General features: G+C 68.2%; 1 protein-coding gene and 1 pseudogene. Both read right to left on the reverse strand.

All coding sequences use genetic code 11. The annotated features are described in order from the left end of the window. Window positions 1-134 precede the first annotated feature (134 nt). Window positions 135-13,817: pseudogene (locus OHB26_RS07460) on the reverse strand (amino acid adenylation domain-containing protein); the annotation flags it as partial. A gap of 232 nt (window positions 13,818-14,049) precedes the next feature. Then, the gene (locus tag OHB26_RS07465) at window positions 14,050-21,420 is read right to left on the reverse strand and encodes an amino acid adenylation domain-containing protein (protein ID WP_330183476.1); all 7,371 of its coding nucleotides are present in this window, start codon (window positions 21,418-21,420) and stop codon (window positions 14,050-14,052) included. Window positions 21,421-21,501: the final 81 nt, after the last annotated feature.

A 21,501-nucleotide genomic window follows, 5' to 3' on the forward strand; every position in this document is an offset into this window, starting at 1 on the left:
GGCTCTGGCACACCAGCGCCACGGCATCGGGAGTGGGCACGACCTGCGCCTCTACATGGACATCGCGTCGTCAGGGTACCTTCCGGCACTCCGATGACAGGTGTCCACGTAGAAACGGGTGTAAGGACGCAATGCTAGTGATCGATCCCCTCTCCGTGCTCGGCGAGCCCGCCCAAAGCCTGTACCCACCCCTGGACAAGCGCCTTGACTTGGTCGAGTTCGAGCACCGCGCCCGCGAAGTCGAACCGGGCGAGCAGGCCGTCCGCGGTGGTGTCGACGGTGATATCGAGGAACAACTCGTCCGTGACGGGCTCGGGATACACCCGGGCCGGGCGTAGATCGCGGTATCGGAAACCGATGCGGCCCTGCGGAAGTCCGGACAGCACCGCGGCCGCGGCGGGGTTCAGGTACCGGAGCAGTCCGAAGCCCACACCCTGGGACGGCACCGCGAGCAGGGCATCGCGCACCCGGGTGATCGCCTGCCCGGCGGCCGCACCACCCCGGCGCACGTCATCGTGATCCACCCCGGTCGCGGCGAGCGGGAACGGATACCCGGTGCTGAACGCTCCCACCGCGTACTGCCCGGCCGGATCACCTCGGCGGCCGTCCGCGACCAGCCGGACCACCGAACCCAGTGTGGCGCGCACCGATTCGCTCTCCTCATCCCAGCAGGCGACGGCCAAGGCGGTGAGCAGCACCTCGTCGACGGTGGCGGCATAGCGACGGGCCACGGCGTCGACCGCGGCGGCACCGGTGCCGGTGATGGCGACCGTTATCCGCCCGCGCGAGCGATCCGCCGTCGGATCGGCCGCGACACCCGCCGCGGCGGTGGCCAATGCCGTACGCCACCAGGTCAATTCGCCGACGGTATCGGGTCGCTGCGCCCGCTCGGCGTTGGCCCGCGCGAGTTCGACGGAATCACCGCCGAGGCTCCGCGGCGGGCCGCCGTGCCCACCCGACCAGGAGGCGGTCAGGTCCTCGATAATCGTCCGCCAGGAGGTGTCGTCCACGATGAGGCCGTTGGCGACGGCGATCAGTACGGCACCGGGCCGATCGGCCGGATCCGGACTCGGATCCAGATCGGGTGCGATGCCGTCCATCAGCACGAATCGAATATTGCGGCCCGCGGCCGGGTCGAGCTCGGCGGCGGCCGCGTGAATGACGGCCGCGATCGGATCTCCCACGGTCTCGACCGTCGGATCGATCTGCCAGACGACGGCGTCATCGGAGTTCGCCCGGGCCGGGATCTCCAGCGCGGGCTCGCCGTCCTGCCGCAGCCGCGCCCACAGGGCCGGATGCCGGTCGCGCAGACCGGCCACCGAACGCCGCACGCGCGAGCCGGAGACACCGGCGGCGATATCCAGGGCGATCGCCCGCACATGCAATCCGGTGGGCTCGACCGCGAGCAGGCTCACCGCACCGGCGGGCAGCGGCGAGACGGTGTCGGTCGTGCTGCGCCGGTCGGCGATGGCACGGGCCAGCGGAGCCTCTGAAGTCTCCGGTGTGATGACCGGCAGCACCGTGGTCGCCATCGGATCGGGCTGGATTCCCGGCAGCGCGGTGATCACCGGAAGCACCTGTGTAATAGCCCAATCCGAGGATTCGTCCTCGATCGGCAGCGGCCCCGGCACGGGCGCGGGTCCACGGTCGGCGGCGTCGAGCAGTGCCGCCAGCTCCGGTCCGATGAGGGCCAGTGCGTCGGTCCCCACCATCAGCTGATGGGTGACCGGCACCGGCCGGTCGGTAATGGCTCCGCCGATGAACGGCCGCCAGTGGCCGGGCCCGTAGGCGGGCTCGTCCGGGCCCCGGTACTCGGCCCGGAACAGCTCCAGATCGCCATCGAAATTGCTCGGCCGATACGCGGATCCGAGTTCGATGGTGCGCACCGCACCGCTGTAGATCCGGCGTAGCCGCTCCAGCGTCAAGACCGCGAGATCGGCCGGAATGGCGGCCTGTAGGGCGAGCAGTGCGTCATCCCCGAGCTCCTGGAGATCGCCCTCCGGGAAGTCGGTCACGCCGAGCGCGATGAATTCGTCGCGCAGTGCGTCCCGGAAATCCGACATATCCGCATCGGGATAGGCGTCCAGGATCGCGAGCACATCGGTCCGCTCCCCCTGCGCCTGCAGTTCGGTGGCGATGGCCTGGGCCAGCGTCCCGCCGAGCGAGTAGCCCAGCACCCGATATGGCCCGTGCGGCTGGATGGCGCGCATCTCCCGGACATACCGCCGCGCCACCTCGGTCAGTGACTCCGGCCAGTATCCGGATTCGGTGAGCGCCGGGGATTGCAAGCCCAGAATCGGCTGATCCTCGGGCAGGTACTGCGCCAATCCCGCATAGCACCAGGACATTCCGGCCATCGGCGGAGCACAGAACAGCGGCGTCCGGCTACCGGTGCCGCGAATGGGCAGCACCACACCCAGCGCCACATCGGCGGCCTCGGCCTCCGCGCCGCCGAGCTCCGCCTCGATCCGCGCGGCCAGGCCAGCCACGGTCGGATCGGTGAAGAACCAGGCGACCATGACCTGTGCGCCGGTCGCCTTGCGCAACCGGCTCACCACCTGGCTGGCCAGCAGCGAGGTGCCGCCGAGCGAGAAGAAGTCGTCATCGCGCCCGGCGCGCGAAACACCGAGCACCTCGGCGAATACGGCGGCGACGGACTCCTCCGCCCCGGTGCCGGGCGCGCGGTATTCCGGCTGTGCCAGTTCGGGTTCCGGCAGCGCCTTGCGATCCAGTTTGCCGACCGGTGTCAGCGGAATCTCGTCGAGCAGCACGACGGCCGAGGGCACCATATGTGCGGGCAGACTGGCTGCCGCGAACTCGATGAGCTCACGCGGCTGCGGCGCGGTTCCGGGAACGCCCAGCACATAGGAGACCAGAACCGTTGCCCCGGCGGCATTCTCGCGCCCGAGTGAGATGACGAACTCGACCTCGGGATGGCGGCCGAGCACCGCGTCGATCTCACCGAGCTCGATGCGGAAGCCGCGGATCTTGACCTGGAAATCCGAGCGCCCGACATAGTCCAGCTCCCAGTTCGGCTGTGCCCCATCGCGATCGGCCGGATCGGCGTACCAGCGCACCACATCGCCGGTGCGGTACATCCGCGAGCCCGGCTTACCCCACGGATTGGCGACGAACCGCTCCGCGGTGAGCCCGGCCCGATTCCGGTACCCGCGGGCGAGCGCGCCACCGGAGAGGTACAGCTCACCGGCGACCCCCGGCGGCACCGGATTCAATCGTGAATCCAGCACCAGCGCCGACATACCGTGCACCGGTTGGCCGATGGTGATGTGCCGCCCCGGCCGCAGCCGCGCGTAGGTCGAGATAATGGTGGTCTCGGTCGGCCCGTACGCATTGTGGAATACCCGCCCCGGCTCCCATCTGGCCAGCAGCTCCGGCGTGGTCACATCGCCGCCGATCGACAGCATGCGCAGCCGGTCCTGGTCGGCCGGGTCCAGGGTGCCCAGCACCGCGGGGGTGAGCAGGGCGTGGTCCACCTCCTCGGCGCGAATCAGCTCACCGAGTTCGGGACCGCCCATGATCTCCGCGGGCGCGATCACCAGGGTCGCCCCGGTGTAGAAGGCGCAGATCCACTCCAGCACAGAGGGATCGAAGCTGGGTGAGCAGTTGTGCAGCACCCGGTCGCCCGCGTGCATGCCGTAGCGGTCCACCGCGTAATCGGTCAGTCCGCCCAGCCCGGCGTGGGTCACCGTGACGCCCTTGGGCATTCCGGTGGAGCCGGAGGTGTAGATGACGTACGCGGGATGCCGCATGCGCAGCGGAGTGCGCCGATCCGCGTCGGTCACCGGGTCGGTGGATTGCGCCAGGCAGCGCGCGTCCACCGCCGCGTCGTCGAGGCAGAGCCACTCCACCCCGCCCGGCAGCGCATCACGGTAGGCAAGTCCCGTAATACCCAGTACCACACCGGAATCGGTGAGCATATGCCGCACTCGATCCGCCGGATAGGCCGGATCGACGGGTACATGCGCGCCACCGGCCTTGGCGATGGCCAGTACCGCCGCCACCGTCTCGAAGGAGCGCGGGAAGGCGACGGCGACCAACCGCTCGGGCCCGACACCATATTCGATGAGCACCCGCGCCAGCTGCGAGGTGTAATCGTCCAGCTCGCCGTAGCTGATCGAATGACCGCGATAGCGGATCGCGGTGCGGTCGCGGCCCAGTTTCATACCGGCGGTGAGCAGATCCGGCAGTAGTGCGGTGGCCATCACCTCGTCGTCGTGCATATGGGTGAGCACCGCGTGCTCCAGATCGGAGAGCAGCGGCAGATCGCCGACGGGGGTGTCGCCGCCGTGCGTGACGGCCCGGAGCAGCCGCACGAATCGCTCCGCGAACTCGGCCACCGTCTCCCGGTCGAAAAGGTCACGGGCATAGGTGAATACCGCGTCCATTCCGGAGTCATCCGGGCTCTCGCGCACGGTCAGCGAGAGGTCGAACTGCGAGGTCTGCACGCCGGAATCCACTGCGCTGATGCGCAATCCGGGCAGTTCGAAGCTGTTTTCCGCCAGATTCTCGAAGGCCAGCATGACCTGGAACAGCGGATTGCGGGCGGTCGAGCGTTCCGGGTTGAGCAGCTCCACCAATCGCTCGAACGGCAGATCGGCATGCGCGAAGGCCGCCAGATCGCTCTCCTTGGTCCGCGCCAGCAATTCGGCGAAGCTCAGCCGCCCCGAGACCCGGGTGCGCAGCACCAGGGTGTTGACGAACATTCCGATCATGTCGTCCAACTCGGCCGCGCCGCGACCGGCGACCGGCGTCCCGATGGCGATGTCCTCGGTCCCCGACATACGGGCCAGGAATACCGCCAGCGCGGTGTGCACGACCATGAAGAGGGTCGCGTGCCGCGCCCGCGCCAGCGCCCGCAGCCGCTGCTGCAGATCGGCGTCGATCCGGAAGACGACCTGTCCGCCCGCGAACGACTGCCGCGGCGGGCGGGGCCGATCGGCGGGCAGGTTCAGCTCATCGGGCAGTCCGGCGAGCGCGTCGCGCCAGTAGTCGCGCTGTGCCGAGATCAGGCTCTCCGGATCGGCTTCGGTGCCCAGTACCGCACGCTGCCACAGCGTGTAGTCGATGTACTGCACCGGCAACGGCTCCCATCGCGGGGCCAGGCCATTGCTCCGCGCGAGGTACGCGGTCATCACATCCCGGGCCAGCGGCCCCATGGACCAGCCGTCCGCGCTGATGTGATGCGCCACGAACAGCACCACGTGCTCAGGCTCGCCGTCCGCGTCCGCGACTCGGAACAGCTTGGCTCGCAAGGGAATCTGCGATGTGACATCGAAGCCGGTGGTCAGCTCGGCGGTCACCCGCGCGAGCAGCGTGGCCGCCGCGACCGGTTCCGGCTCCAGATCCGGCGCCGCGGTCTCGATCGGCAGCACCACCTGGTGCGCGATCCCGTCCGACTCCGGATACACCGTCCGCAGTGATTCGTGCCGGGCCACCACATCGCGCACGGCCGACCGCAGCGCGGCGGTATCGAGTTCACCGTGCAACCGCAGCGCCGCGGGCACGTTGTACGCCGAGTTCGCGGTGTCGAGCTGGTTCACGAACCACATGCGCTGCTGTGCCAGCGACAGCGGAATCAGCTCCGGCCGGTGCTGCGCCACCAGCGCGATGCGCCCGCCGACGCCCTCCTGGGTCGCCAGGAACGCGGCGAGGGTCCGCACCGTGGTGGTCTCGAAGACCGCGCGCACCGGCACCCGGGTGTCCAGGGCCGTCCCGAGTCGCGCCACCAACTGGGTGGCGATCAGTGAATTACCACCCAGTTCGAAGAAGTCGTCCGCCCGCCCGACCCGCTCCACGCCGAGCAGCTCGGCGAAGACTCCGGCCACGATCTCTTCGAGAGAGGTTGCGGGCGCGCGGTATTCGCGTTGCTCCAGTTCGGGTTCGGGCAGCGCCGCACGATCCAGTTTGCCGACCGGCGTCAATGGAATCTCATCGAGCAGCACCACCGCCGAGGGCACCATATGCGACGGCAGATATCGGCTCGCGTACTCCCGCAATTCGGCCGCATCGACCGACCGTCCGAGCACATAGGCGACCAATATCGTTGCCCCGGCCGCATTCTCACGTCCGAGCGTGACCGCGAAATCGACCTCCGGATGCCCGCCGAGCACCGCGTCGATCTCGCCGAGTTCGATGCGGTAGCCGCGGATCTTCACCTGGAAGTCGGTGCGCCCCAGGTACTCCAGTTCCCAGCCGGCACCGACCGGGACCCAGCGCACCAGATCGCCGGAGCGGTACATGCGCGCTCCCGGCTCGCCCCACGGGCAGGCCACGAACCGCTCACTCGTGAGCCCGGCCCGCCCGCGGTATCCGCGGGCCAGTGCCGCGCCGGCCAGATACAGCTCACCCGCGACACCCGGCGGCACCGGCCGCAACCGCTCGTCCAGTACCAGCGCCGAGATGCCCGGCACCGGCGCTCCGATGGTGATCCGATCCGCCGCGGTGAGTCGCACGTAGGTCGAGCCGATGGTCACCTCGGTCGGCCCGTAGCTGTTCAGATACCGGCGACCGGTACCCCACTTCGCCACCAGTTCGGCGCTGGTCGCCTCACCACCGGTGCCGACCAACCGCAGTTCGTCCAACCCGATCGGATCGATGGTGCCCAGCAGGCCCGGGGTGACCATGATGTGCGTGACGCGTTCGGTGCGCAGCAGGTCACCCAGTTCGGCGCCACCCACCGTGCCCGCCGGCACGATCACCAGCGTCGCACCGGTGGAGAAGGCGTACAGCCACTCCTCCACGGATTGATCGAAGCTCGGCGAACAGACGTGCAGGAACCGGTCCCGCGCGGTCACATCGCAGAATTCGACACCGAAGTCGACCAGCGGGCCGAGACCGGCGTGGGTGACGCTCACCCCCTTGGGCAGCCCCGTCGAGCCCGAGGTGTAGATCAGGTAGGCGACCTGCTCGGGCCGCAGTACCGCGACCCGATCCGCGTCGGTGACGGCGGCGGCCGACTCCGCCGTGTAATCCCGCACGATCGAGGGATCGTCCAGCGCCAGCCACTCCAGGTCACCCGGTAGCTCGCGCGCGAAATCGCACAGCGTAAGTCCAACGGCCGCACCGGAATCGGTGACCATATGCCGGATCCGGTCGACCGGATAGCCCGGGTCCACCGGCACATACGCCGCGCCCGATTTCGCCACCGCCCAGACCGCCGCGATCATGTCGTAGGACCGGCCGATGGCAAGCGCCACCACGGCTTCCGGGCCCACGCCGCGCCCGATCAGCATCCGCGCCACTCGGGACGAATAATCGTCCAGCTCACCGTAGGTGTACGACCTTCCGGCGGCACGCACCGCGATCCGGTCCCGGCCCAGCTCGACGCCCCTGGTCAACAACTCCGGCAGTAGCCGGGCGGCAGCGGCATTCGGCTCGGAAGTCCTTGTCAGCCAGTCATATTCGCCATCCTCGAGAATCGACAGCGTACCCACCGCGAGCTCCGGGGTGCGCGTGACGGCCTCGAGTAGCCGCACGAATCGCCGCGCGAACTGCCGCACGGTGGCGGCGTCGAACAGATCGGTGGCATAGTCGAATGATGCCGAAATGCCCTGCTGCACACCGTCTTCGACCACCTCAACCAGGGTGAGATCCAGGTCGAATTTGGTGACCGGCAGCTCCAGCTCGACGGCGGCGACCGAGATTCCGGGCAGGGTGAGCTCGGCGCGGGCCAGGTTCTGCAGCGTGAGCGAGACCTGGAACAGCGGATGCCGGGCCTGTGAGCGCGGCGGATCCAGCAGCTCCACAATCCGTTCGAACGGCACATCGGCGTGCTCGAAGGCGGCGAGGTCGGTCCGGCGCACGGCACTGAGCAGATCGGTGAATCCGGCGGCCGGATCGACCTCGGCGCGTAGCACCAGGGTGTTGACGAACATGCCGATCAGATCGTCGAGCTCGGCCGCGCCGCGCCCCGCGATCGGTGCGCCGATGGCGATATCGCGGGTACCCGACAATCTGGCGAGCAGTACGGCGAGTGCCGCGTGCAACACCATGAAGAGCGTCGCGTTGTGCTCCTGGGTGATTCGATGCAGTCCGGCGTGCACCACCGGATCGATCTCGAACAGCACGGTCCCACCGTGACCGCTGGATACCGCGGGCCGGGGACGGTCGGCGGGCAACTCCAGCTGATCGGGCAGACCGGCCAGGGCGGTGCGCCAGAAGTCGAGCTGGCGGGCGAGCAGGGACTCCGAATCGCCCTCACTGCCCAGGATTTCACGCTGCCACAGCGCGTAGTCGGCGTACTGCACCTCGAGGGGTGTCCACTCGGGTTCGCGGCCCTGGATCCGGCTCAGGTACGCGGTCATCAGGTCGCGGGTCAGCGGTCCGGCCGAGAACCCGTCACCGGCGATGTGGTGCACCACGCAGACCAGGACATGATCGTCTGTTCCCAAGCGCAGCAGGCGAATACGCAGCGGCGGGGCGAGTGTCACATCGAAGGCGGCCATTGCGGCCTCGGCCACCGTCGCCACGATCTCCGCTTCCGACACATCGACCATGGGCATGGAGGGCATGGCCTCGGGATCATCGGCGGCCAGGATCACCTGGTGGCCGACGCCGACCCGTTCGGGGTAGATGGTGCGCAGCACCTCGTGGCGCTCCACCAGATCCCGGACCGCCGCGCGCAGGGCCGGCACATCCAGCGGTCCGGTGATGCGCAGCGCGGTGGGCAGGTTGTAGGTGCCCGAGGCGGTGTCGAAGCGGTTCAGGAACCACATGCGCTGCTGGGCATAGGAGAGCGGGATCAGCTCCGGCCGCTCCATCGGGCGCAGCGGCGCGTAGGACGAATCACGCTGCTGAGACAGGTATTCGGCAAGTCCGGCGACGGTCGGAGCATCGAAGATCAGCCGCACCGGCACTCGAGCCCCGATAGCCGCGCCCAAACGGGCGACCACCTGGGTGGCGCTGAGCGAGTTGCCGCCGAGTTCGAAGAAATCGTCATCCGCCCCGACGGTCTCCACACCCAGCACCGCCGCGAACACCTCCGCCACCGCACGCTCACCCCGAGTCGACGGGGCACGATAGGCACGCGCGTGGAACTCCGGCTCCGGCAACGCCTTCCGATCCAGCTTGCCACTGGCATTGAGCGGCATCGCCACCAAGCGCACCACCGTCGAGGGCACCATGTACGACGGCAACGCCGCACGAGCATGCGCCAGCAGATCCGAATCCGCCACCACCGCACCGGATTCGAGCACCACATAGGCCACCAGCCGATCACCGGTCGCCGCACGCACCAGCGTGACCGCGGCCCGATGCACCGCCGCATGACTCAACAGCACCGTCTCGATCTCACCGAGCTCGATCCGCTGACCACGCAACTTCACCTGGAAATCACTGCGACCCAAATACTCCAGCGCATGACCGCTCCCCGCCGGATCCGCGACCCAACGCACCACATCACCGGTGCGATACAGCCGCGCACCATTCTCATAGGCGATGAACCGCTCCGCGGAGAGCCCGGGCGCACCCGCGTACCCGCGCGCGAGCTGAACTCCGGCGACATACAACTCACCGGCCGTACCCACCGGCACCGCCCGCAACTGACGGTCCAGTACCAGCACCTGGGTATTGGCGACCGGACTGCCGATCGGAACCGCCACGCCCGCAGCCCTTTCGGCGGGATGCGCGGTGACCACGGTCGCCTCGGCCGGGCCGTACCAGTTGACGAGATCCGTCTCCGGGAGCGTGGCCGCGAACCTGCGCGCGGTCTGCGCCGAGAGTGCCTCACCCGCCGCGAATACCCAGCGCAGCGCAGGGTTGTCAACGGCGGGAAGATCGAGGTACGCCTCCAGCATCGACGGCACGAAATGCACCGAGGTGACCCCGTACTCGCCGATCATCCGCGCGATATACCCCGGATCACGATGCCCATCCGGCTCCGCGATAACCACCGCCGCACCGGTCTGCAACGGCCAGAACAACTCCCACGTCGAAATATCGAAAGTAATCGGCGTCTTATGCAACACCACATCACCCGCACCATGCGGATACGTCCGCTGCGCCCAACGGAACTGATTCGCCATCTGCCTATGAGTGATCACCACACCCTTGGGACGACCCGTCGACCCCGAGGTATAGATCACATACGCGGCATTGTCCGCCCGCACCGACGCCGACCCGACGAACTCGATCTCACTCGCACCCGCGAGCGCCTCGACGAAGAAAAGCGGTACACCGGAATCGGTTTCGAAACCCTCACCGGCCCGAGTCAGCACACAGACCGGTGCCGCACTCCCCAGCACATACTCATTACGCTCGACCGGATGATCGGGATCCACCGGCACATACGCACCACCCGCACGCAACACCGCATAAACCGCAACAACCAGATCAATACCACGCCGCATGGCCACCGCCACCCGAGACTCCGGACCGACGCCCCGCAACATGAGCTCCCGCGCGAGTTCTCGCGAGCGCGTATCCAACTCTGTATACGTAAGCGTACGGTCCCCGAATATCACCGCGTTGGCGAAGGGCGTCCGCGCCACCTGCGCGTCGAACAGGGTGAGCAGCGTCGAATCATCTGCCAGCTCGGCGATTTCGGTGTCGTTCGCCGTCACCAGTGCCGCCCGCTCGCTCGCCAGCAACGCGTCCACCTCGACGACTCGGGCCTGCGGTTCGGCACCGAATCGGTTGAGTAGCAGTGCGAATCGCTGTGCGAGCGTCGCGGCGGCGGGCTCGTCGAACAGGTCCCGCAGATACTTGAGGTTGACCCGCAGCGTGCTGCCGGGCGTCACCATGACGGTCACCGGATAGTGCGTGCCATTGACCGCGGCGGTGCCGAGCAGCCCGACCTCGTCGATCGGGGCCGCCGCCGCGTCCAGCGCCGCGGCATCCACGGGGAAGGATGCGAAGACCACCAGCGAGTCGAATATGCCGTCGATACCGGCGATTTCCTGAATCTCGCCCAGCGCCAGGTAGTGGTGGTCCAGCAGCGCGGCCTGCTCGTCCTGGAGTCGCCGCAGCACCTCGGTGAGGGTGTCGGCGGGGCGCAGTCGCACCCGCACCGGAATGGCGTTGAGGAACAGGCCGATCATGGATTCGACACCGGTCAGCTGGGCGGGGCGACCGGAGACGGTGGCACCGAAGACCACATCTTCGCGATCGGTGCTGCGGCCGATGAGCAGACCCCACGCAGCCTGGACAACGGTATTCAGCGTGACGCCCGCGGCATTGGCCACTCGGCCGAGCGCGGCGGTCTCGTCCTCGGCGAGCTCGAAGCCGAATTCACCTATCCCCGAAGAGATTTCACGAGACCGGTCGACCGGCGCGAGCGGCGACGGTTCGGTGAAGCCCGCCAGTGCCTGCCGCCAGGCCGCCCGCGCGGCGTCCTGATCCTGCGCCGCGAGCCAGGCCAGATAGTCCCGGTACGAGCGCGGCGGTGCCAGCGCGCCGATATCGCCGCCCAGCGCGTAGAGCGCGAACATATCCTGCATGAGCAGCGGCAGCGACCAGCCGTCCAGCAGAATGTGATGGCTGGTGACCCACAGCCGGTAGCGCCCGGGAGCCACCCGCACCAGCGTGAAGCGCAGCAGCGGCCCGGCCGCCATATCGAAGTGCGCGGCCAGATCCGCGGCCATCAACCAGGCGGTCTTCGCATCGGGCTCATACGGTTCACCGTCGCCGAGATCCAGGTAGCGCCAAGGTACTTCGACCTCGTCGAGCACGACCTGGATCGGCTCGCCGTGCGCATCCTGGGCGAAGACCACCCGCAGGTTCACATGCCGATCGAGGACGGCCTGCGCGACCGTATGCAGCCGGGCGATATCGATCTCACCGCCGAGATCCACGCTGAACTGCGTCATATACGCGTCGACCGAGGATTCGGCGAGCAGCGCGTGAAAGAGCATGCCCGATTGCAGGGGCGTGAGCGGCCAGATATCCGACATGGCCGGGTAGGTATGTCGTAGTCGCTCGAGATCGGCCTCGTCGAGCCGCACCAGCGGACCGGTGCCGAGCTCCGGCGTCGTCATCGGTTCCGCTGTGACAGTGACGATCTCGGCGAGCGCCGCCACCGTCCGGTGCGCGAACAGGTCCTTGGGTTTGAAGACGAGGCCGCGCGCCCGCGCCCGGGACACGATCTGAATGGAGGTGATGCTGTCCAGCCCAAGCGCGAAGAGATCATCGTCCAGGCCGATCCGCGGCACCGGCAGCACCTGCGCCAGCACCTCGGTTATCGCCTGTTGCACAGCGGTTTCCGGCGTACGATAGACGGTACCGCGCAGGATCGGAGCGGGCAGTGCCGATCGGTCCAGCTTGCCGACCGGCGTCAGCGGGACCTCGTCCAGCACCACGACGGCCGCGGGCACCATATGCGCGGGCAGCCGCTGCTCGGCGAGCGCGATCAGCTCGGCCTCGCGCGGGGCCGAACCGTCGCGGCCGCGCACATAGGAGACCAATACCGTTGCGCCACTGTCGAGTTCATGACCCATGGTGACGCTGAAATCAACGGATTCATGTCCGCCCAGTACAGCGTCGACCTCCCCCAGCTCGATCCGCAGACCGCGGATCTTCACCTGGAAGTCATTGCGCCCCAGATACTCCAGGCGCGGAGCGGCGAGGTCCTGCCCATCGGTGGTCCAGCGCACCAGATCACCGGTGCGGTACAACCGGGAGCCGTTGTCCGCGAAGGGATTCGCTACGAATCGGGCCGCCGTCAGCCCCGGCCGCCGATGGTAACCGCGCGCCAGCAGCGCACCCGCCACATACAGCTCACCCGGCTCGTCGATCGGCACCGGCCGCAGCGACTCGTCCAGCACGTGAACGGTCACACCGCGAATGGCCGCGCCGATGGTGACCGGCCGGTCCGGGAGCAACTCGGCGCAGTTGGTCCAGATGGTCGTCTCGGTGGGTCCGTAGCCATTGAACAGACGGCGTTCACCCGCGATCGCCCAGCGCCGCACCAGCTCCGGCGGGCACGCCTCACCGGCGGCCAGCACCACGCGCAGCTCACGCAGATCGATGGGGTCCATGGAGGTCAGCACCGACGGGGTGATCACCGCGTGGGTCACGGCCTCGCGGGCCAGCAGCGCCGCCAGATCGTCACCGCCGTACACCTCCGGCGCGGCCACGACCAGGGTCGCCGACGAACCGATCGCCATCAGCATTTCGAACACCGAGGCGTCGAACGAGGGTGATGCCACGTGCAGCACCTGCGATTCCGCCGTGATCGCGAACCGCTCGCGCTGCTCCTGACACAGTCCCGCCAAACCGGCATGGGTGACCACGACACCCTTGGGCAGACCCGTCGAACCCGATGTGTAGATGACGTAGGCCGGATGCGCACCGTGCAGCGACCGCGCCCGGTCGGCGTTCGTGACCATTTCGGCAGGGAAGGTATGGGTGACTTCGGCGAATTCGGGGCGGTCCAGCTCCAGCCAGGACACCGCGTCCGGCAGTGCGGCTCGCCTGTCCGACACCGTGAGTCCGAGTGTGGCCCGCGAATCGGTGACCATGTGCAGAACGCGATCGGCCGGATAGTTCGGGTCGACGGGCAGGAATCCGGCACCGGTCTTGGCAACGGCCCAGACCGCGATCACCGACTCCGCCGATCGCGGGATCGCCACCGCGACAAGATCATCTGGGCCAATGCCGCGATCTATCAGCAAATGTGCCAGCCGATTCGAACGCTCATCGAGTTCGGCGTAGCTCAGCCGAGCCCGCGTCGCGGTGGCATCGGCGAGGATCAGTGCGATCCCCGTCGGGTTGACTTCCACCGCGGCAGTGATGAGCTGCGGCAATGTGGCAATGCGCGACCGCCGATATCGCTGCGGCCGAGTGCGATCCGTAAGGGTCATGCCAGCACCGCCGGAATCTCGCAGTGCTGTTCCCCGCCCACCCAAATCATTTAATTGTTCCGACCTATCCTGTTCCCCGTGCTTCCACGCACGCCGAACAGGGTCGAGAGTACGCGGGCCGGCCGCCTATCGTTGCCAGCTCACGGAGCGTAACCCCGGATTGCGAACAGCCCGGAAAAAATATGTGGATAGTGGGCGCGATCCGCCTGTGACGACGGACCGCGGGCACCTCTCAAACCTTGTGACCTGGAGGTATTTCAGAGAGAGTGATAGAGTTCACGTTTTCCCAATCATGAGAATGGGAAACGCTTTCCAGCACCAGGGCCACCAGATCCTCCGGGACGGCCCCGCGCAACGCGGGCACACCCGCGGCATCCACGAACAGATGGGTGACCCACTCCTGCGCCAGCGCCTCGGACAGCTCTCCGGACTCCGCCGCGAGCACCACCGACGCACCCACCACACCGACCGCGACCAACTCCACCAGCGACAGCGCCGCATCCGGTGCACCGCGGTGGAATGTCCGGGATTCGAAGGTGAGATCCGTTGCGGTGCGTACCCGATCGACCGCGGCGGCGAGTCCGTCATAGGTCAGCGCCCGACCGGCCGAGACATAGGCGGCATCCTCACCGCGCAGCGCCCGGGTACGACTGGCGTAGGTGACCGGCCGCTTGGACTCGGCCGCGATCTGCGCCGCTACCTCCGGATCGTCCAACACCAGCCAGTCGATGCCCGAGACGGTCGCCGGCACGGAATCGATTGTCACACCGACCTTCACATCCAAGCCCGGCGCCTCGGCCGCGGCCAGCGGCACGAGCATGGCACCCGCCTTGAGCACCGCCCAGATTGCCACGGCCTGCTCCACACCGCGCTCGAGATGCACCAGCACACCCGCACCCGGACCGCTGCCGTGCGCGATGAGCACGCGCGCCAGCCGCGAGGACCGAGCGTCGAGCTCCTGGTAGGTGACCGTCTCATCACCCCACACCAGGGCCGGGCCGTCCGGATCGTCCTCGACGGCGGTGGTGAGCACCTGGGTCAGCGCCGCACCGCGGGTGGCCGCGATACCGGGCTCCGGCTCCGCCGAGACCTGCTGTGCCACACCGGTTTCGGGTGTATCGAGCAGGGCGATATCGGCGACCGCGATATGCGGATCCGCCGCCACGGCGGTGAGAATCCGCTCCAGCACCCGGCCGAAGGCTTCGACCGTCGGCTCGTCGAAAAGGTCTGTGGCATAGGCGAAGATGACATCCAGATCACCGAGCGCACCGTCCACGCCGGGCTGCGGCTCCATACTGATCTGCAGATCGAATTTGGCCGCCGCCAGCTCGGTATCGATGGCCGAGACCCGCAGACCGGGCAACTCCAGTACCGGGGTTTCGGTGTTCTGCAGCGAAAGCACCACCTGCAGTAGCGGATTCGCGGCGGTACGGCCTGCGGCCGCCACCTCCGAGACCCGCTCGAACGGCACATCGGCATTGGCGAAGGCGTTCAGATCGGTCTCGCGCGCTTGCGCCACCAGGGTGTCGAACGGTGCGGCGATATCGACCGGGGTGCGCAGGGTCAGGGTATTGACGAACATGCCGACCAGATCGTCCAGTGCGCGTTCGCCACGACCCGCCACCGCGGTGCCGATCACCACATCGCCATTGCCCGACAGACGCGCCAACCAGGCCGCCACCGCCGCGTGCACCACCATGAACAGTGAGGCATTGTGCTGGCGCGCAATACGATTCAGCCCGGCGTGCACCTCGGCGGGCAGGTTGAAGTCCAGGAACGCGCCCGCCATGGTGGAGGCGGCGGTGCGCGGACGGTCCGTCGGCAGGCTCGGGCCCGTCGGCAGCGCGGCCAACTGTTCCCGCCAGAACGCCAATTGCCTTGCGGCCGGAGAGTTCTCGTCGGAGTCCACACCGACCACCGTGCGCTGCCATACCGCGAAATCGGCGTACTGCACCGGCAGCGGCGTCCAGTTCAGATCCTGACCCGCGGCGCGCGCCAGGTAGGCGGTCATGAGATCGCGTGCCAGCGGAGCCATGGAAGCGCCGTCTGCGGAGATGTGATGCGCCACCAGCACCAGCAGGTAGTCGTCCGGATCGTCACCGGTGATAAGCCGCACGCGGACCGGAACCTGCTGCGCCACATCGAATCCGGTGAAGACCAGCTCGCCGACGCGCGCGCCGATATCCCGCGCCCGCTCCACCTCGAGACCATTGGGCAGCACCTGCGCCACCGACAGGATCTCCTGGTACGCCGGTGCGCCCGGAGCCGACTCCGGATAGCGGGTGCGCAGCACCTCGTGCCGGGTCAGCACATCCTCGACGGCCACCCGCAATGCGGGCACATCGAGTGCGCCCTGCAGGCGAATGGCCATGGGGATGTTGTAGGCCGGGGAATCCGGATCGAACTGGTTCAGCACCCACATGCGCTGCTGCGCCAGCGACAGCGGCACCCGCGCGGGCCGCTCCCCCGCCACCAGCGGCGGGCGGGCACCCACCCCGGCACCGGGGACGATGCGCGCGGCGAGCCCCGAAACCGTTGAGGTCTCGAAGAGTTCGCGCACCGCGACATTGGTGTCCAGGGCCTCGTTCACCCGCGCCACCGCCCGGGTGGCGATCAGGGAGTTACCGCCCAGCTCGAAGAAGTCGTCATCCGCGCCCACCCGCTCGGCGCCGAGCAGCTCCGCGAAGACACCCGCCACGATCTCCTCGATCGGCGTGGCCGGAGCCCGGAACACCTTGGCCTCGAAGACCGGTGCGGGCAACGCCTTTCGATCCAGCTTGCCCGAGGAATTGAGCGGGAACTCGTCGAGCACCAGCAGTGCGGACGGCACCATGTACGACGGAAGCGCCTGTGCCAGAGCAGCTTTCAGCTCATCGGCGACGGCAACCCGGCGCGCGGCGTCCAGTTCGCCCGCGACCACATAGCCGATCAGCTGATCACCCGCGTGCGGGTCCGCGCGCACCACCACGACCGCCTGCGTGACGCCCGGCCGCGCCAGCAGCGCCGCCTCGATCTCACCCAGTTCGATACGCAGACCGCGCAGCTTCACCTGGAAGTCGGTGCGCCCCAGGTACTCCAGTTCACCGGCGGCATCCCACTTCACCAGATCGCCGGTGCGGTACATGCGTTCGCCGTGTTCGAACGGATCGGCCACGAACCGGTCCGCGGTCAGATCCGGCCGCGCCACATAGCCGCGCGCCAGCTGTGCGCCCGCCAGATACAGCTCACCCGCGACGCCCACCGGCACCGGATTGAGCCGCGAATCCAGCACGTAAACCTGAGTATTGAAGACCGGTGCGCCGATCGGCACCGTGACGCCGTCCAGATCGGTCACCTCGTGATAGGTGACGTCGACCGCGGCCTCGGTCGGGCCGTACAGATTGTGCACCCGTGCCCCGGTGAGCTCGCGCAGCTTCTGCGCGGTACCGCCCGGCAGCGCCTCACCGGAGGCGAACACCTGCCGCAGCCGCAGCCCGGAGGTGTCCGAGCCGCCGAGCGTGCTCACGAAGACCGAGAGCATGGACGGCACGAAATGCGCCGTGGTGATGCCCTGTTCGGCAATGATCTGTGCGAGGTAGGCGGGATCGCGATGCCCGTCCGGCTTGGCGACCACCAGGCGCGCACCGGCCTGCAACGGCCAGAAGAACTCCCACACCGACACGTCGAAGGTCGCCGGAGTCTTCTGCAGCACAGCGTCATCGGCGGTGAGCCGGTACTGCGCCTGCATCCACACCAGGCGATTCACAATCGCGCGGTGACTGACCGCCACGCCCTTGGGCTTACCGGTCGACCCGGAGGTGAAGATGACGTAGGCCGTATTGTCCGGCCGCAGTGGCTCATTGCGCTCGGCATCGGCGATCCGGCCACCGTCCAGGCTCTGCGCCGCCTGCTCCAGCTCCTCCACCTTCAGCGTGGTGATGGTGCGTCCGGAGGCGAAATCATCCGCGTGCGTGGTCAGGATCATCCGCGGCTGCGCGGTATCGAGAATGTGCCCGATGCGATCCAGCGGCTGATCGGGATCGATCGGCACATAGGCCGCACCCGCCTGCACCACCGCGTACATGGCCACCACGAGCTCGGTCGAACGCCGGATGGCAAGCGCCACCAACGCCTCCGGCCCCAGTGCGAACTGCCCCATCATGAGCCTGCGCGCCATCCGGTTGGCTCGCTGTTGCAGCTCGCGATAGGTGAGTCGTTCGTTCTCGAAGACCAGCGCGATGGCGTCGGGCGTAGCCGCCGCCTGTGCGTCGAACATCGAGACCAGCGTCGGTGAAATGCCTTCCGGCAGACCGACGGCCGCCTCCAGATCGAATCCGGTGGCATTCCAGTCGCGCACCACCCGCTGCCGCTCGACGGCATCGAAGAGGGCGATATCGCCGACCGACGCGCCGGGATCGGCGGCCACCGCGGCCAGAATCCGCTCGAATCGCGCGGCGAACACCGCCACCGTGGACTCGTCGAAAAGGTCCAGCGCATAGGAGAATTCGGCCGCGAGTCCGCTGGCGTCGCCGCGCTCGTCCTGCGATTCCTGCATGGTCAACTGCAGATCGAATTTGGCGAATGGAATCTCAAGATCCGCGCCCGCCACGCTCAGACCGGGTAGCTCCAGCCGGGTCGGGGCCATGTTCTGGAAGGCCAGCATGACCTGGAACAGCGGATTGCGGGCCTGCGAACGCGCCGGATCGAGCAGCTCCACCAGGCGTTCGAAGGGCACATCGGCGTGGCCGAAGGCGCGAACGTCGGTGTCGCGCACCTGCTTCAGCAGATCCTCGAAGCTGGTGGCGGGGTCGATATCGGTGCGCAGCACCAGCGTGTTCACGAACATGCCGATGAGATCGTCGAGTTCGGCCGCACCGCGCCCGGCCACCGGCGTACCGATGGCGATATCCCGGGTGCCGGACAACCGCGCGAGCAGTACGGCCAGCGCCGAGTGCACCACCATGAACAGTGTGGTGTTGCGGGTCTCGGCCAATCGCCGCGCCGCCGCGTACACCTCATCGCTGATCCGGAAGCCGTAGGTGCCGCCCTGATAGGAGGCAACCGGCGGACGCGGGCGGTCCGAAGGCAGGACGAGCTCGTCCGGCAGATCGTCCAGGGTGGCACGCCAGTACGAGATCTGCTGGGCCAGCAACGATTCCGGATCGTCCTCGCTGCCGAGGGTGGCACGCTGCCACACCGCGTAATCGGCGTAGTGCACATCCAGCGGCGTCCACGCCGGCTCGCGGCCATTGGCGCGCTCGGCATAGGCGGTGACCAGATCGCGGGCCATCGGGCCCATGGACACGCCGTCGCCCGAGATGTGGTGCACGGTCGCGACCAGCACATGCTCTTGCGGCGCGAGACGCAGCAGCCGCAGGCGAATCGGCGGTGCGACGGTGACATCGAAACCGGCGCCGACGATTTCGGCCACCCGCTGCGGAATCTCGGCGGGATCGATATCGACCAGCGCGAGTTCGGGCACCGCGCGCGGATCATCGACGGGCAGCACCAGCTGGTAGCCCTCGCCGTCGACCTCCGGATAGATGGTCCGCAGCACCTCGTGTCGCACGACGAGATCGCGCGCCGCGGCCCGCAGCGCCTCGACATCGATGGCGCCGCTCAACCGCACCGCGAGCGGAATATTGTCCACCGCGCTGTCGGGATCGAAGCGGTTCAGGAACCACATACGCTGCTGCGCGAAGGAGAGCGGAATCCGATCCGGGCGCGGCAGCGAACCCAGCGCCGGTCCCGTCGCGGCGGGGGTCGCGCCGCCGTCGAGGTGCTGTGCCAGCGCGGCGACCGTGGAGGCTTCGAACAGCACATGCACGGGAACCCGCACATCCAGTGCGGTACCGATGCGCGCGGCGGCCTGCGCGGCCAGCAGCGAGTTACCGCCGAGCTCGAAGAAGTCGTCGTCCGCACCGACCCGCGCGTCCGGGCTGTCCGGAATCAGCAGCGTCGCGAAGACCTGCGCCACCGCCTCCTCGGTCGGGGTGGCGGGCGCACGGAACTCGCGGGCGGCGAAGACCGGCTCCGGCAAGGCATTTCGATCCAGCTTGCCGACCGGCGTCAGCGGGATCTCGTCCAGCAGCACGATCGCGGCGGGCACCATGTACGCGGGCAGCGACTCCCCGATGAACGCGGCCAGCTCGGCGGTGTCGAGAGTTGTTCCCGGACGCGGCAATACGTAGGAGACCAGCGCGACCGCACCCGAGGGCAGCGTCTTACCCAGCGTCGCCGCGTAATCCACATCCGCGTGCGCGGTGAGCGCGTTGTCGATCTCGCCGAGCTCGATCCGCAGACCGCGAATCTTGACCTGGAAGTCCGAACGGCCCAGGTATTCGATGACCCCGCCGGTATCCGATTCGCCGCCCGCGGCGGCGGTGCGCTTGACCAGGTCGCCGGTGCGGTACAGCCGCGCCCCGGGCGCCCCGGTCGCCTCACCGAACGGACTGGCCACGAAACGTTCCGACGTCAATCCCGGTCGACGGTTATAGCCCTGCGCCAGCGCCGGACCCGACAGATACAGCTCGCCCACCACGCCGTCCGGCACCGGCCGCAGCCGTGCGTCCAGCACGTACGCGCCGACGCCCGGCACCGCGGAGCCGATGGTCACGGCCTCCCCCGGCAGCAGCGGTGCGCTACTGGTGGCGAGAATCGTCGCCTCGGTCGGCCCGTATCCGTTGTAGAAGGAGCGCTCGCCGGTGGCCCAGCGGCTCACCAGCTCCGGCCCGAACTTGTCACCGGCGACGACAACCGTGCTGAGGTCGGTCAATCCGGCCGGATCCACCGACTCCAGCGCGCCCGGGGTGATCAGCACGTGCGAAACCCGTTCGCGGCCCAGCAGTTCCGCCAGCTCGATACCGCCGAAGACTCCGGCGGGCGCGATCACCAGTGTGGCACCGGCGGTGAACGCCAGCATGAGCTCCAGCACCGAGACGTCGAAGCTCGGCGAACAGACGTGCAGCACGCGGGAATCCGCGGTGACGTCGTAGTGCTCGCGCTCGGCCGCCACCAGTCCGGCCAGACCGGTGTGCGTGACCACCACGCCCTTGGGCTTACCGGTCGACCCGGAGGTGTAGATGACATACGCCGGATGCTGTTCGGTGAGCGGCCGCACCCGATCGGCGTAGGAGATGGGGTGTGCGGGATGCGCGGCGATCTGCTCGGCCCGCACCGGATCATCCAATTCGATCCAGTAGGTGGCCGTGCCCAGCGCGGCGCGATGCGCACGCGTGGTCAGACCCAGCACCGCACCGGAGTCGGTGAGCAGATGTTCGATGCGATCGGGCGGATAGGCCGGATCGACCGGCACATACGCGGCACCGGTCTTGGCGATCGCCCAGACCGCCAGCACCGATTCGATGGAGCGGGTGATGCCGATGGCAACCATATCGCCGGGTCCGACCCCGCGCTCGATCAGTTCCCGCGCCAGCTGGGACGACTGCGCGTCCAGGTCGCGATAGTTGATCTCGCGCTGATCGGCGGGCGCACCGGTCGGATTGAACCGGATGGCAATGGCATCGGCCGCGGACTCGACCGCGGCGGTGAGAAGCTGCCCGAAGAGAGGGCTGCCGGACCGACGCCGACGATTACCGCGAGCTGTACGGCGGGCAGTATCCATTCGAGTGCATTCACCTCTCGGGTCTCACTGGTCCACACACCGAAGACCTTCGACCGACCCCGGATTCGACGACGAGGGCGG

The organism is Nocardia sp. NBC_01503, from assembly GCF_036327755.1.
GTDB lineage: Bacteria > Actinomycetota > Actinomycetes > Mycobacteriales > Mycobacteriaceae > Nocardia.